Consider the following 15,686-nt stretch of genomic DNA (forward strand, 5'->3'; position numbering starts at 1 on the left):
ATGAAACATTATTCGTTTAACATCTTCCAAAGACTATCTTTTAATTCCACTAAGCCTTGTTGAGCTACAGAAGAAATAAATAGATAATTGGCTTTTAAATCCTTATCTAGAATTACGGAAATTTCAGATTTTAATTCATCATCTAACATGTCAGATTTTGAGACCACAACCAAGCGATCTTTATCTAACATTTCAGGATTGTAACGTCTTAATTCATCTTCTAAAATTTCGTATTGCTCTACTATATCTTTAGCATCTGCAGGAATTAAAAACAAGAGAATTGAATTACGTTCAATATGTCTTAAGAAATAATAACCTAAACCTTTTCCTTCTGCTGCACCTTCAATAATACCAGGAATATCTGCCATTACAAACGACTGAAAATCGCGATACTCTACAATACCTAAATTTGGTTTTAACGTTGTAAACTCATAATCTGCAATTTTTGGTTTTGCAGACGTTAATACAGATAATAAAGTTGATTTTCCTGCATTTGGAAATCCAACCAATCCTACATCTGCCAAAACTTTAAGCTCTAAGGTGATATCTAGCTCTTCTAGAGGAATACCAGGTTGTGCGTAACGAGGTGTTTGGTTCACTGAATTTTTAAAATGCCAGTTTCCTCGTCCACCCATTCCGCCTTCAACTACAATTCTTTCTTCACCTTCTTCAGTGATTTCAAATAAAATAGTATCGGTTTCAGAGTCTCTAACTACGGTTCCTAGAGGAACATCGACATACATATCTTCACCATCAGCTCCTGTACTTCTACCAGAACTTCCATGAGACCCATGACCTGCTCTAATATGACGCTTATACTTTAAGTGAATTAATGTCCAAAGATTAGAGTTTCCACGTAAAATTACATGACCTCCTCGTCCACCATCTCCTCCATCTGGTCCTCCTTTTGCAATATATTTTTCGCGATGTAAATGCGAAGAGCCTTTACCTCCATTTCCGGAAGTTACGTGCATTTTTACGTAATCAACAAAATTTCCTTCAGTCATATTCATTTCCCACAAAAGCGGGAATCTTTTTAATTTAAATCTTAAGCTAAAATAATTCTAGGACTCATCATATAATACATTCAACATGAAGAAATCCTGCTTTCTCAAGAATTATAATTTATCAATAACAGCACTTAAACGCACTGTAATATCTTCAATACTACCAACGCCATCAACACCAAAATATTTATTTTGCTCAGCGTAGTAATCTTTTAAAATCGCAGTTTTATTATAGTATTCTTTAATTCGGTTTCTAATAATACTTTCATCCGCATCATCAGCTCTACCACTAGTTTTTCCTCTTTCGAGCAAACGACCAACTAAAACCTCATCATCAACTTCTAGAGCAACCATTGCATTAATCTGAGAATCTTTACTGTCCATTAATTCATCTAATGCTTTGGCTTGCGCATTGGTTCTTGGAAAACCATCAAAAATAAATCCATTAGCATCTGCATTCTTCTCCACTTCTTTATTTAACATGTCAATAGTAACCTGATCTGGCACCAATTCTCCTTTGTCCATAAAAGACTTTGCTAACATTCCTAAAGCCGTTTCATTTTTAATGTTATACCTAAAAACGTCGCCTGTTGAAATATGAATTAAATCATATTTTTCTTTTAAGAAATTAGCTTGCGTTCCTTTACCTGCACCTGGAGGGCCAAATAGCACTAAGTTTGTCATGTGTTGTGTGGTTTTTAATTGATATACGTCTGGTAAATCTCTTCCTAATCCATCGTAGTCTAAGCCATAGCCTACTATAAATTTATCAGGAATTTCCATACCTACGTAATGAAGTTTAAAATCTTTGTTATAGGCTTCAGGCTTGTAAAACAAGGTTGCAATAATTAATTGCTTAACATTCTCATTTTTAAAAATACGATGAACTTCTTCTAACGTATTACCTGTATCAATAATATCTTCTAAAATAACAACTGTTCGTCCTGTTAAATCCTGAGTCAATCCAATTAAACGCTGAATATCTTCTGTGGATTTTACACCTTCATAAGAGGCTAACTTTATAAAAGTTACTTCGCAAGGTTTTGGATATTTTTTCACAAAATCACTCACTAACATAAACGAGCCATTCAAAATACCTATAAAAACTGGTACTTCATCACCCAAATCGTCAGCAATACCATCTACCATTTTTTGGACAGCAGTGTTTATTTCTTGTTCAGATATGAAGGGTTTGAAGTATAAATCGTGAAGCTTTATCAAAACGAAAATATTTTAGAATTGCAAAGATACATATTTGATTGCTGTTTAAGGGATTTTTGATTTAGGAATTTAGAAGTATGTCTCATTTTTAGCTTATTTTTGTTATTGAAAATCAGAAAATTTAACCCTAAATAAAATTTTCCATTTTAATGGAAAGAACAAAAACTGATGAACTATTTTTCTTCAAACTTTAAACTTGGCATATTAGGAGGTGGACAACTTGGCAAAATGATGCTGTACGACACACGTAAATTTGATATTTATACTTGTGTTATAGACCCAAGTGCCGAAGCACCTGCTCGCTTAGCTTGCGACGAATTTACCGTCGGTGATTTATTAGATTATGATACGGTTGTTGCATTCGGAAAAAAAGTTGATGTGTTAACTTTTGAAATTGAAAACGTTAATGTTGATGCTTTAGAAACACTTGAAAAAGAAGGCGTTAAAGTTTACCCTTCGTCTAAAACCTTAAGAACTATTCAGAATAAAGGCACTCAAAAATTATTTTATCGCGACCATGATATTCCTACAGCAGAGTTTTCGAGATTTGCTTACACTTCAGAAATTGATGAGGCTGTTGACAATGGAGGCTTAAACTATCCTTTTGTATGGAAGAGTGCAAGATTTGGTTATGACGGCACAGGCGTAAAAGTAGTGAGAAGCGAAAGAGATTTAGTTAATTTACCAAATGTAGAGTGCATTGCAGAAAAGTTAATTCCTTTTAAAAATGAATTAGCAGTTATTGTTGCCAGAAATGAAAAAGGAGATTTAAAAACATATCCTGTGGTAGAAATGGAGTTTCATCCAGAAGCTAACCAAGTTGAGTATGTTATTTGTCCGGCTAGAATACCAGATGCTATTGCAAAAAAAGCAGAAGAAGTTGCATTAAAAACTGCAGCCGCTTTTAAACATGTTGGCTTGTTGGCTGTCGAAATGTTTCAAACTAGAGAAGATGAAATTTTAGTAAATGAAGTGGCACCAAGACCACATAATTCTGGTCATTATAGTATTGAAGGAAGTTATACATCTCAATTTGAACAACAAATAAGATGCATATTTGGACTTCCACTTGGCAATACTGAAAGTAAGGTTGCTGGCGTTATGGTAAATCTCGTTGGTGCAGAAGGACATACAGGTAATGTTGTTTACAAAAACATTGAAAATATCTTAGCCATGGATGGTGTAACACCTCATATCTACGGAAAAAAACAAACAAGACCTTTCCGTAAAATGGGACACGTAACTATAGTTAATAAAGACTTAACCATAGCACGTGAGATTGCCGAAAAAGTAAAACAAACAATTGAAGTAATTAGCGAATAAAAATGAGTAAAGTAGGAATTATAATGGGAAGCAAAAGCGATTTGCCAGTAATGCAAGATGCTATAGATATTTTAAAAGAATTTGATATTGACATTGAAGTAGATATCGTTTCTGCACACAGAACTCCTGAGAAATTATTCGATTACAGTAAAAACGCACATAAACGAGGCCTAAAAGTAATTATTGCTGGTGCAGGAGGCGCTGCGCATTTGCCAGGTATGGTAGCATCTCTATCGCCTTTGCCTATTATTGGAGTCCCAGTAAAAAGCAGTAATTCTATAGATGGTTGGGATTCTGTTTTATCTATTTTACAAATGCCAGGAGGAGTACCTGTTGCAACAGTTGCTTTAAATGGTGCAAAAAATGCTGGAATTTTAGCTGCACAAATTATAGGCAGTTCTGACCAAAATGTTTTAGAAAAAATTATTGACTATAAAGAAGGTTTAAAAGCTAAGGTCTATGAATCTGCTAAGGATTTACAATAACACCAATTAAATGCTAAAAGAATTAGTATTAAAACTGTTCACATATCCACTTTGTATTGGATTAATATGCGTGTCATTTTGGTTATTATCTGCCGTAATTGACAAACCGTTAGCTATAGACCATATAAAAATAACATTTGTAGCACCACTAATCTTTCTCGCAGCATTCTCTTATTTAATTTCAGATATTACGATTACAATTAAAACGTTACGAAAAACAGAAAAAAATGAGCATTCTAAATAAGCCATTCAACACACCGTACAACACAGCACCTTTTTCAAAAATAAAAACAGAAGATTATCTTCCTAGTTTTAAAATCGGAATTGAAAAAGCAAAATTAGAAATTGATGCTATCGTAAATAATAGTGAATTGCCAAACTTTGCAAACACTATAGAGGCATTAGATTATTCTGGTGAAGAATTAGACCGTTTATCTAGTATATTCTTTAATTTGAATTCTGCTGAAACCAATGACGACATTCAAAAAATAGCACAAGAAGTTTCACCATTGCTTTCAGAGTTTAGTAATGACATTACGTTAAACGAAGATTTATTTAAACGTGTAAAAGCAGTTTATGATTTAAAATCCACTTTAGACTTAACAACAGAGCAAGCAACCCTTCTCGATAAAAAATACAAAGGTTTTTCTAGAAATGGTGCCAATTTAACAGAAGACAAAAAAGAAAAACTAAGAGCCATTGACAAAGAACTAAGTCAGTTGAAATTAAAGTTTGGCGAGCATATATTAGCTGAGACCAATAATTTTGAAATGTTACTCACCAACGAAGATGATCTTGCTGGTTTACCAGATGGCGCAAAAGAAGCAGCAAAGCAATTAGCAGAAAGCAAAGACAAAGACGGTTGGTTAATTACATTAGATTACCCAAGTTATATTCCGTTTATGACGTATGCAGATAATAGAGAATTACGTGAGCAGTTGTCTAAAGCCTTCGGAAGAAAAGGATTTCAGAATGATGATTTAGATAACCAAGATATTGTTCTTAAGATTGCGAAATTACGTTTTGACAGAGCACAATTATTAGGTTATAAATCTCATGCACACTTTGTTTTAGAAGAACGTATGGCACAAACGCCAGAAAAAGTAACTTCCTTTTTAAACGAATTACTAGAAAAAGCAAAACCAGCAGCCAAAACCGAATTTAAAAAACTTCAAGATTTCGCAAAAGATTTAGATGGCATAGACCAATTGCAAAAATGGGATTCGGGATATTATTCAGAAAAGTTGAAACAAAAATTATTTGACTTAGATGATGAACAGTTGAAACCGTATTTTAAATTAGAAAACGTTATTGATGGTGCCTTTGTGGTTGCCAATAAATTATTCGGATTACAATTTGAAGAAATTAATACCATAGATAAATACCACGAAGACGTTTTAACATACAAAGTCACTGACAATGAAGGTGAATTAGTATCTATATTCTATGCTGATTTTTTTCCTAGATCAGGTAAAAGAAATGGTGCTTGGATGACGTCTTACAAACCTCAAATGATTAAGAATGGCGTAAACGAAAGACCACACATTTCTAATGTTTGTAATTTCACTAAACCTACAAAAAGCAAACCTTCATTATTAACTTTTAACGAAGTTACTACGTTGTTTCACGAGTTTGGTCATGCACTTCACGGTATGTTAGCCAACACAACTTATCCTAGTTTATCTGGCACAAGTGTATTTTGGGATTTTGTAGAATTACCAAGTCAGATGTTAGAAAACTGGTGTTACGAAAAAGAAGCTTTAGAGTTATTTGCTATGCATTACGAAACAGGCGAAGTGATTCCGATGGAATTAATAGACAAAATAAAAGCATCATCTACGTTCCATGAAGGTATGCAAACCTTGCGTCAAATTAGTTTTGGACTACTAGATATGTCTTGGCATGGTATTGACCCTTCAGAAATAAAAGATGTAAAAAAACATGAAGTTGAGGCCTTTGGAGATACCAATTTATATCCTGATGTAGCTGAGAATTGTATGAGTACATCATTCTCTCATATTTTTCAAGGTGGTTATTCTTCTGGTTATTACAGTTACAAATGGGCCGAAGTTTTAGATGCAGATGCTTTTGAATACTTTAAAGAAGAAGGAATTTTCAATAAAGAAATCGCTCATAAATTCAAAACCTTTGTACTATCACAAGGCGGAACAGAAAACCCAATGACATTATATAAGAAGTTTAGAGGACAAGAACCTAAACCTGAAGCTTTATTAAGACGTGCAGGATTGTTGAAATAAAAAAAATCAAAGAGAGCCTATATCAAGCTCTCTTTTTTTATAAATAAACTTTCAGTAATTACTGAAAGTTTAAAAATTATTATATATTTGCAATATGGATTACAAAGAAGCAAAAGAAAAATTTATTAGTACTTGGGGAAGTTTAGGTTCACTTTGGGGCATAAACAAAGCCATGGCACAAATACAAGCATTGCTTTTTATTTCAACCAAACCATTGTCTATGGAAGACATCATGGAAGAACTTAAAATTTCTCGTGGTAATACAAGCATGAATTTAAGACAGCTTATGGATTGGGGAATTGTAACTAAAGTTCTGGTGTCTGGTGAACGAAAAGAATTCTTTACCACTGAAAAAGACGTACAAGAATTAGCACGAATAGTTGCAAAAGAACGAAGTAGAAGAGAAATAAGACCTGTTATAAAAGTTTTAGAAGACGTCTCTTCTATTAAAGATGATGGCACCGAAAAAACAAAGGAATTGATTAAACAAACCAAAGCTCTAAACCAACTAACTCAAGATTTAGATACATTAATGAATAAAATGGTGAATCAAAAACAAAATTGGTTAACTAAGTCAGTTTTAAAACTGATGAAATAGTTAATCTATTTTTTTAAAACAAACTTTCAATTTTTTCTGAAAGTTTAAAACATAAAGAAACTATGAAAAAATTATTTTATATGAATACAATAATCTATTCAATAATACTTGCATTGTATATCTACACTACAATTCTAGGCTCAATAGGGCAAATTGGACTCGGTATATTTCAAATTATAATTGCAATACTCATATCAACCGACATAAAAAAAGCAAATAACCTTGGATATAAGGCACTACAGATATATTGGTACTTTGTATTAGCATATTCTATTGCATTTATGTTATTTATAACTAGTGACAGTTTGAATAATTTCTCGTCATCAATTTTGTATATCATACCCATGACAATTGGCTTCTATTTTGTGATTGTTACATTTTTAATATATAAATACTCTAACTTATGAAAACACTACAAAACCAAACTTTACTGTACGACAAAGATTGTCCATTATGTAACGTCTATACAAGTGGTTTCATAAAAGCCAAAATGTTAGATGATAATGGTAGAAAAGCCTATTGTGATTTAACCAACGAAGAGCAAAACTTTATAGACCTAAAAAGAGCTTCAAATGAAATTGCACTTTTTGATAATAAAAACAAAACCGTTATTTATGGTATTGATAGTTTACTAAAAGTCATCGGTAATTCAATGCCATGGGTAGAAAAAATAGGAAATTTAAAACCTATTAAATTCGGATTAAAAAAATTGTATTCTTTTATATCTTATAATAGAAAAGTCATAATTCCGAGTAAAGAAGACCAAACGCAAACACTACAATGCGTACCAGATTTCAACTACAAATACAGATACATTTATATTCTATTTGCATCACTAGTCACCAGTATTGTATTATTCAAATTTGGTAAATTATTAAATGTTATTCCTGAATCAACCTTCTTAAGAGAATGTTTAATGGCTTTAGGACAGATTGGATTTCAAGGCTTATTTATTTCAAAATTAAAATTTAAAAAACAGCTCAACTACTATGGTAATCTTATGACGGTTTCGTTAATGGGAAGCTTAATATTAATACCTGTTTTGGTTCTAACCTCAATAATTCAAATACCAGAACTAGCACTGCTCTTTTGGTTTGGACTCACAACAACGATAATGTTATTTGAACATATAAGACGTATTAAACTATTAGAGTTACCAAAACATTTATCAGCGACTTGGATAGTCTATCGCCTACTTGTTTTAATTCTAATATTATTTATATAAGATGAATTATAACACCATTACATATCTCATTTATGTACCCATAATAAGTTTTATTATGTTAAAAGTCGGTTGGCTATTTTATAAAAATGGTGCAGTGTTTCTATTAAATTTATTCAACCAAAATAAACCTTTAGTGACTAGCATAAACAAACTATTACTAATAGGCTATTACTTACTAAACATAGGTTATGCCATTTTAACCATTGCTTATTGGGAACACTTAGAAAGTGTAACAGATATTATCAATTCTTTAAGCAAAACATTGGGAAGAATAATCATTGTATTAGCATTGATGCACTATAACAACATTTTTATTCTAAAATATATTAACAAACAAAAACTATTAAATTAACACATTATGGAAAATTCTAAAATCATTATCGGCTACATTATATACTTACCAATAGTAATCATCTTAACTATTTACATTTCGAAAATGTTATTTAAAAATGGACGATTATTTATGATAGATATCTTTAAGGGCAAAGAAGAAATTGCGTTAGCAACCAATAAATTATTCGAAATAGGATTCTATCTCATAAATATAGGATTCGCCTTATTTATAATGAAAATCTACACGAGCGCATATTCTACAATCAGTTACCAAACCTTAATGGAAATATTGAGCAAAAAGATTGGAGGTTTTACCATCTACTTAGGCGTTATGTTATTCTTAAACCTATATCTATTTTTTAGAGGAAGAAGAAAATCTAAGCAAGTATTTACAACAACCAAAATTTCTTAATCATGAAAACTATCATCATAGCTGGTGGCACCGGATTTTTAGGACAGGTATTAGAATCATACTTTTCTAAGAAAGGTTACGATGTAAAAATCTTAACTCGAAAAACCACAAAACCAAACCACGTTTATTGGAATGCTAAAGACTTATACCAATGGACCAAAACACTTGAAGGCGCAAACACACTAATAAATCTTACAGGCAAATCAGTAGATTGTAGATATACAGAAGCGAATAAAAAACTTATTCACGATTCTCGTATAGATTCTACCAACATATTAGGTAAGGCTATAAACCAATGCGAAAATCCACCAAAAGCTTGGCTCAACATGTCTACATCTACAATTTATGAAGACTCTTATCACAAACAAATGACTGAAGAAAATGGAGATATTGGTAATGATTTTTCCATGAACATTGCAAAATCTTGGGAAGCAGCATTTAATAGTATTGCAACACCAAGCACAAGAAAAGTAATATTAAGAACATCAATTGTATTAGGGAAAAATGGAGGTGCACTAATTCCTTTAAAACGACTTACACAATTTGGTTTAGGAGGCAAGCAATGGCATGGTAAACAAAAAGTAAGTTGGATTCATGAAACTGATTTTGCTAGAGCAATTAATTTTTTAATTGAAAAACAACTTAAAGGCACATATAATATTGTGTCACCAAAACCAACCACAAATTCGGTTTTAATGAACTATATACGCAAAGAATTAAAAGTGCCATTTGGAATTTCACACCCAAAATGGTTATTAAAAATTGGAGCTTGGTTTATAAGAACAGAAACAGAATTGGTCTTAAAAAGTAGAAATGTAATTCCAGAAAAATTAACAGAAAAAGGATTTACATTCAAATATCTAACAATAGAAGATGCTGTAAATGAACTACTAAAACGAAATTAATTTCTCGTTTTTTTAACCTATTTTTGACAAAGCAATGCAAATGAACAATGCCTAATCACCAAATAGACCCAAATAATTGGGTAAAATCATACTCAGATTATCTCTTCAATTATACGATTACTCGTGTAAATGATAGAGATATCGCTCAAGATTTAATCTCTGAAACCTTTTTAGCTGGACTAAAATCCATGGCAAATTTTAAAGGAGAAGCAAGTGAGCGCACATGGCTTATTTCAATTTTAAAGCGAAAAATTATTGATCATTATCGAAAAATAAATTCTAATAAAGGAAAAGCTGAAGTTAGAATGGGTTATCTCAATAATGAAGAAGCTGAAGGCGATTGGTTAGAAGAACGTGTAGCGGACCCTTTTGATAAAACGGCTGAAGACACTTTGGAGAATTCAGAATTAGGTGATGCTATCCACGACTGCATAGACAAATTGCCAGAAAAACAAGCTGATGTTTTTAAGATGAAAACCATTTTAGGCTACGATACTGAAACTATTTGTAATGAATTAGAAATTACTGCGTCTAACCTTTGGGTAATTATCCATAGAGCTAGAACTTCACTTGCAGATTGCATGGAAGAAAATTGGTTTTAAATATTAAAAAGTCCTTTCCTTTTGAAAGGTTTGAATACAAATGAAACAAAGTTTTTTATTTATTAACTGTGATGAAGCAAAACATATTTGTGATAAAGCACAATATGGAGAAGCTTCTTCTTGGGAACGAGTTAAACTAACTATACGTTTGGCATATTGCCGTGTAACTCAGAGTTATTCTTCAAAAAATAGTAAACTCACAGAAAGCATAGAAAAGGCTGAAGTGAAATGCTTAAAAGCTGAAGAGCGCAAGAAAATTGAAAATCAATTTAAAGCAGAATTAACTAAGCAGCAGCAAAACAACTAACCACATAATGGGCAAACTCTCTACCCAAAACGCACTATAATATTTCGATTGATTCTTATTAGAAAACAATAATAAGACAAGAGTAATTAGCGCAATTATCATTGTGGACAATAGTATTTTTTCATTCACTACATCCTTAAAATAATCTAGCAGTACAAAAAGTATTAAAAGCAGTACACCTATAACTTTGGTTTTTTTTACACCAATTTTTTGAGGTATCGTTGCTAACTTCAAGCTATCATAAATTAGATCTCTAATCTCAAAAGGGAACATTAATACCAATACAAAGTAGAACCTTTGAATAGCCAAAATAACAACGTCTGCATTGAGCGTTACATCATTGTTTATTATAGGTAAAAAAACAGAGGTAAACGTCCAGACTAAAGCGATTACATATACTTTTAATCCTCCTATTTGACGCAGATTTTTATGGTCATCAAATAAATATTTCTTCGGAATCATAACAGGAATTGCATAAAAAAAAGTCACGACTCCCAAAACTCCAATAAGAATAAGTGTTTCTACTTCGAGATAAAAAGCAAAGTAGCACATTGCTAAAAAAGCTAATAACGAAAACACCTGAATCACTTTTAGCCAAACAGCCAAACTACGATGGTGAAACTTCGCTAACCCAAAATATTTCACAAAATTATAACCTGTAATTGTTCCGAAAAACACAAAAGCTAACAGGTTTCTATTATAGGTGAAATCGAGTTCAATAAACGTAACCCAAGTTAAAGCAGCAGCTGCAAAAGCAACATGTATACTACTATTAAGATAGAAATTAAAAATGCGTTTTAAAATTTGCATAAACAAAAGTACGGATTGTGTTAATAAACTACGTTTTCGGTTAAAAACTTTAACTTACCATTTCCTAAAAATGCGCTTAAATCTTTACTTTTGCAAAACACAATAAATTATTTATTTTATAATGGATACAACTTCTTTTGCACTCAGACATATTGGACCAAATTCTAACGAACAAAAAGCCATGTTAGACACTATTGGTGTTGACAGTATTGAACAACTAGTTTCAGAAACTATTCCTAAAAATATTCGCTTAGAAAATGACCTAAATCTTGATGTCGCGATGAGCGAACAAGAATATTTAAGCCATATCTACAAATTATCTCAACTCAACAAAGTATATAAATCTTACATTGGTTTAGGTTACCATCCTACTAATTTACCAGCTGTGATTCAGCGAAATATATTAGAAAATCCAGGCTGGTACACTGCATATACACCTTACCAAGCAGAGATTGCTCAAGGAAGACTAGAAGCCTTGTTGAATTTTCAAACCATGATTATTGATTTAACAGGTATGGAAATTGCTAATGCATCACTTTTAGATGAAAGTACTGCAGCCGCAGAAGCGATGTCATTATTATTTGCTGTGAGAGAACGCAGCCAAAAGAAGGCTAACATTAATAAATTCTTTGTTTCAGATTTAGTTTTACCACAAACTATTGCATTATTAGAAACAAGAGCAAATCCTATTGGTATTGAATTGGTAATTGGTAACGAAGCAGAATACAATTTGTCTGATGAATATTTTGGAGCCTTATTACAATATCCAGGTAAAAACGGTCAGATTACAGATATTAAGTCTTTCATTGAAAAAGCAAATGCTGAAAATATAAAAGTGGCTGTTGCTGCTGATATTTTAAGTTTAGTAAAACTTGAGGCGCCAGGAAAATTTGGTGCTGATGTTGTTGTTGGGACTACACAACGTTTCGGAATACCAATGGGTTATGGAGGACCACATGCTGCTTTTTTTGCGACTAAAGAAGCTTATAAACGTGATGTTCCTGGAAGAATTATTGGTGTTACCAAAGACACTAATGGCAACAGAGCTTTGCGTATGGCATTACAAACACGCGAACAGCATATTAAAAGAGATAAAGCAACATCTAACATTTGTACAGCACAAGTACTCTTAGCTGTAATGGCAGGAATGTACGCTGTTTATCATGGACCAAAAGGCCTAACTTTTATTGCAGATAAAGTAAAAAACTCCACCTCTACTCTAGCTAACGCATTAGCAGATTTAGGTGTAGAACAAGTAAATACTCATTATTTTGACACACTTCAGATTAAAGCAGATGCTGTTAAAGTAAAATATGAAGCTGAAAAATGTGAAGTCAATTTTCATTATCCAGATACCAATACAGTAACGATTTCATTAAATGAAACGACTAACATTTCAGATTTAAATGAAATTATTTCAATTTTTGAAACTGTAACCGGAAATACAACAGATAAAATAGAAACGCTATCTAACCTTAAAACTATTCCTGATCACTTAAAACGTCAATCAGATTTTTTAACTGTTGATGCTTTTAATACTTATCATTCTGAAACGGAATTAATGCGTTATGTAAAACGTTTAGAACGTAAAGATTTAGCTTTAAACCATTCTATGATTTCGCTTGGTTCTTGTACCATGAAATTAAACGCAGCCTCAGAAATGTTGCCCTTAAGTTGGAGCAGTTGGGGAAATATGCATCCTTTTGTACCAGCAGATCAACCTATTGGTTATAAATTAATGCTAAATGAATTAGAAAATCAACTTTCTGAAATCACAGGTTTTGCAGCGACTTCGCTTCAACCAAATTCTGGTGCTCAAGGTGAGTTTGCTGGTTTAATGGTTATAAAAGCTTATCACGAATCTCGTGGAGATCACCATAGAAATATTTGTTTAATTCCATCATCTGCACACGGAACAAATCCGGCAAGTGCTGTTATGGCAGGTATGAAAGTGGTTGTAACAAAAGCTTCAGAAAACGGAAATATTGATGTTGAAGATTTAAGAGAAAAAGCAGAGTTATATAAAGACAATCTTTCGGCTTTAATGGTGACTTATCCTTCTACGCATGGTGTTTACGAATCTGCGATTAAAGAAATCACACAAATCATTCATGATAATGGTGGACAAGTTTATATGGATGGTGCCAACATGAATGCACAAGTAGGATTAACAAATCCTGGGAATATTGGTGCAGATGTTTGTCACCTCAACTTACACAAAACATTTGCTATTCCTCATGGAGGCGGTGGACCTGGTGTTGGTCCAATTTGTGTTGCAGAACAATTAGTTCCTTTCTTACCTGGAAATCCTATTATAAAAACAGGAGGCCATCAAGCAATTTCGGCAATTTCAGGAGCTCCTTTCGGGTCTTCTTTAGTATGCCTTATTTCTTATGGTTATATTAAAATGTTAGGATATAGAGGTCTTAAAAAAGCAACTGAAGTAGCCATACTAAATGCTAATTATATTAAAGAACGTTTAGAAGGATCTTACCCAACTTTATATTCTGGAGAAAACGGTAGAGCAGCACATGAGATGATTATAGATTGTCGTGATTTTAAAGCCAATGGTATTGAAGTTACAGACATTGCAAAACGTTTAATGGATTATGGCTTCCATGCACCAACAGTATCTTTCCCTGTTGCAGGCACAATGATGATTGAACCAACTGAAAGCGAAAGTAAAGCAGAAATGGACCGCTTTTGTGATGCAATGATTTCTATTAGACAAGAAATCGATGCTGCAACAAAAGACGAACCTAATAACATGCTAAAAAATGCGCCTCACACCTTAGATATGCTAACATCTGATGAGTGGTTGCTACCTTACAGTAGAGAAGCTTCAGCATTTCCTTTAGACTTTGTTAGAGATAATAAATTTTGGCCAAGTGTAAGACGCGTTGATGACGCTTATGGAGATAGAAACCTTATTTGCAGTTGCGCGCCAATAGAAGATTACATGGATGCCTAATAACAGTATTTTGAAATGCATAAAAACACACTTCTTTTTGTGCATTTCAAAATATAAATAGCAATAATTACGATATTCTTAAAAATTAAAGCATTAAATCTGCAAATAACAGAAATCACTTTAATATTAATTAACTTCGTAGAACTGAAATGAGATAAAAATGGCGATTAAGATTACAGGAACAGGAAGTTATATCCCAAGCAAGATAGAAAAGAACGAAGATTTCTATAATCATCAATTCTTAAATGCCGATGGATCAGCGATTAACAATCCAAACGAAGTTATTGTAGAAAAATTTAAAGCTATTACAGGCATACAAGAACGTCGCTATGTTAAGAAAGAATTAGTCAATTCTGACATTGCTTCTTTTGCCGCTAAAAAAGCTATAGAAGATGCTAAAATTGATAAAGAATCTATAGATTATATTATCGTTGCACACAACTATGGTGACTTAAAAAACAATAGGCAACAAAGTGATACGGTTCCGAGTATTGCTTCTCGTGTAAAACATTTACTTAAAATTGAAAATCCAAAATGTGTTGGTTACGATTTACTTTTTGGATGTCCTGGCTGGATTGAAGGCGTAATACAAGCCAAAGCATTTATTGCCTCTGGTATTGCAAAGCGCTGTCTAGTTATTGGCTCTGAAACGTTATCTAGAGTTATTGACCCACACGACAGAGACTCTATGATTTATAGTGATGGTGCTGGAGCAGTAATTATAGAAGAGAACAATGAAGAAGGTGGCATTTTAGCCCACGAATCTGCAACTTATGCTTTAGACGAAGCACATTATATCTTTTTCGGAGAAACAAATAACCCAGAGATATCAGATCAACGACGTTACATAAAAATGTATGGTCGTAAGATTTATGAATTCGCACTTTCTAATGTCCCAAAAGCATTAAAAGCATGTTTAGATAAAAGTGGAAAATCTATTAATGACGTTAAAAAGATTTTAATTCACCAAGCAAATGAAAAGATGGATGAAGCTATTGTTTCGAGATTTTACAAATTGCACAAAATGAAAATGCCAGAAGGTATTATGCCAATGTCTATTAATTTATTGGGTAACTCAAGTGTTGCAACAGTTCCGACTTTATATGACATGATATTAAAAGGTCAATTAGAAGGTCAAGAAATAAACAAAGGTGACGTTATTATGTTTGCTAGCGTTGGTGCTGGAATGAATATTAATGCAATTATGTATCAGGTTTAATTTAAAAACA

16 protein-coding genes are annotated in these 15,686 nt (G+C 32.5%); 13 read left to right on the plus strand and 3 right to left on the minus strand.

Annotated features, from left to right (window positions below; translation table 11 throughout):
- Positions 1 to 8 precede the first annotated feature (8 nt).
- Positions 9 to 1,007 (minus strand): GTPase ObgE, encoded by a 999-nt coding sequence (obgE, locus tag Q0807_RS16480; protein ID WP_299111831.1) that lies wholly within the window; start codon positions 1,005 to 1,007, stop codon positions 9 to 11.
- 111 nt (positions 1,008 to 1,118) lie between these two features.
- Positions 1,119 to 2,228, minus strand: a complete 1,110-nt coding sequence (locus Q0807_RS16485; RefSeq protein ID WP_299111833.1) for an adenylate kinase — start codon at positions 2,226 to 2,228, stop codon at positions 1,119 to 1,121.
- Positions 2,229 to 2,396: 168 nt separating this feature from the next.
- Between Q0807_RS16485 and Q0807_RS16490 the strand changes: the two genes are divergently transcribed.
- From Q0807_RS16490 to Q0807_RS16540, 11 genes are all read left to right on the plus strand, one after another.
- On the plus strand, positions 2,397 to 3,551 hold the full coding sequence (locus tag Q0807_RS16490) for a 5-(carboxyamino)imidazole ribonucleotide synthase (RefSeq protein WP_299111835.1): 1,155 nt from the start codon (positions 2,397 to 2,399) through the stop codon (positions 3,549 to 3,551).
- A 2-nt stretch (positions 3,552 to 3,553) separates the two neighbouring features.
- Positions 3,554 to 4,036, plus strand: coding sequence for a 5-(carboxyamino)imidazole ribonucleotide mutase (gene purE / locus Q0807_RS16495; protein WP_299111838.1), 483 nt, complete (start codon positions 3,554 to 3,556; stop codon positions 4,034 to 4,036).
- A 10-nt stretch (positions 4,037 to 4,046) separates the two neighbouring features.
- On the plus strand, positions 4,047 to 4,280 hold the full coding sequence (locus Q0807_RS16500; protein WP_299111840.1) for a hypothetical protein: 234 nt from the start codon (positions 4,047 to 4,049) through the stop codon (positions 4,278 to 4,280).
- On the plus strand, positions 4,264 to 6,294 hold the full coding sequence (locus Q0807_RS16505; protein WP_299111842.1) for a M3 family metallopeptidase: 2,031 nt from the start codon (positions 4,264 to 4,266) through the stop codon (positions 6,292 to 6,294). The genes Q0807_RS16500 and Q0807_RS16505 overlap by 17 nt, the downstream gene beginning before the upstream one ends.
- Positions 6,295 to 6,388: 94 nt before the next feature.
- Entirely contained in the window at positions 6,389 to 6,892 is a 504-nt protein-coding gene (locus tag Q0807_RS16510) for a MarR family transcriptional regulator (RefSeq protein WP_115818607.1), read from the plus strand.
- A 403-nt stretch (positions 6,893 to 7,295) separates the two neighbouring features.
- Entirely contained in the window at positions 7,296 to 8,117 is an 822-nt protein-coding gene (locus Q0807_RS16515; RefSeq protein WP_299111848.1) for a DCC1-like thiol-disulfide oxidoreductase family protein, read from the plus strand.
- A 1-nt stretch (position 8,118) separates the two neighbouring features.
- The gene (locus Q0807_RS16520; protein ID WP_299111850.1) at positions 8,119 to 8,469 is read left to right on the plus strand and encodes a hypothetical protein; all 351 of its coding nucleotides are present in this window, start codon (positions 8,119 to 8,121) and stop codon (positions 8,467 to 8,469) included.
- A gap of 6 nt (positions 8,470 to 8,475) precedes the next feature.
- On the plus strand, positions 8,476 to 8,862 hold the full coding sequence (locus Q0807_RS16525; protein ID WP_299111852.1) for a hypothetical protein: 387 nt from the start codon (positions 8,476 to 8,478) through the stop codon (positions 8,860 to 8,862).
- 2 nt (positions 8,863 to 8,864) lie between these two features.
- Positions 8,865 to 9,767 (plus strand): TIGR01777 family oxidoreductase, encoded by a 903-nt coding sequence (locus Q0807_RS16530; RefSeq protein WP_299111854.1) that lies wholly within the window; start codon positions 8,865 to 8,867, stop codon positions 9,765 to 9,767.
- A 47-nt stretch (positions 9,768 to 9,814) separates the two neighbouring features.
- The gene (locus Q0807_RS16535; RefSeq protein WP_299111856.1) at positions 9,815 to 10,369 is read left to right on the plus strand and encodes a sigma-70 family RNA polymerase sigma factor; all 555 of its coding nucleotides are present in this window, start codon (positions 9,815 to 9,817) and stop codon (positions 10,367 to 10,369) included.
- Between the two features lie 40 nt (positions 10,370 to 10,409).
- The gene (locus Q0807_RS16540) at positions 10,410 to 10,676 is read left to right on the plus strand and encodes a hypothetical protein (RefSeq protein WP_299111858.1); all 267 of its coding nucleotides are present in this window, start codon (positions 10,410 to 10,412) and stop codon (positions 10,674 to 10,676) included.
- On the opposite strand, the gene Q0807_RS16545 is transcribed toward Q0807_RS16540, so the two are convergent.
- Entirely contained in the window at positions 10,650 to 11,486 is an 837-nt protein-coding gene (locus tag Q0807_RS16545) for a hypothetical protein (RefSeq protein WP_299111859.1), read from the minus strand. The two genes, Q0807_RS16540 and Q0807_RS16545, sit on opposite strands and share 27 nt — an antisense overlap.
- A gap of 121 nt (positions 11,487 to 11,607) precedes the next feature.
- Here Q0807_RS16545 and gcvP point away from each other — a divergent pair, with 121 nt between their 5' ends.
- Together gcvP and Q0807_RS16555 are read left to right on the plus strand one after the other, a co-directional pair.
- Positions 11,608 to 14,457 carry an aminomethyl-transferring glycine dehydrogenase gene (gene gcvP, locus Q0807_RS16550; protein ID WP_299111861.1) on the plus strand — a complete coding sequence of 950 codons (2,850 nt, stop codon included), beginning with the start codon at positions 11,608 to 11,610 and terminating at the stop codon, positions 14,455 to 14,457.
- Positions 14,458 to 14,617: 160 nt separating this feature from the next.
- Positions 14,618 to 15,676: a 3-oxoacyl-ACP synthase III family protein gene (locus Q0807_RS16555; protein ID WP_299111862.1), complete on the plus strand. Its 1,059-nt coding sequence runs from the start codon at positions 14,618 to 14,620 to the stop codon at positions 15,674 to 15,676.
- The last annotated feature ends 10 nt before the right edge of the window (positions 15,677 to 15,686 follow it).

The organism is uncultured Winogradskyella sp. (assembly GCF_947495255.1).
Classification (GTDB): domain Bacteria; phylum Bacteroidota; class Bacteroidia; order Flavobacteriales; family Flavobacteriaceae; genus Winogradskyella.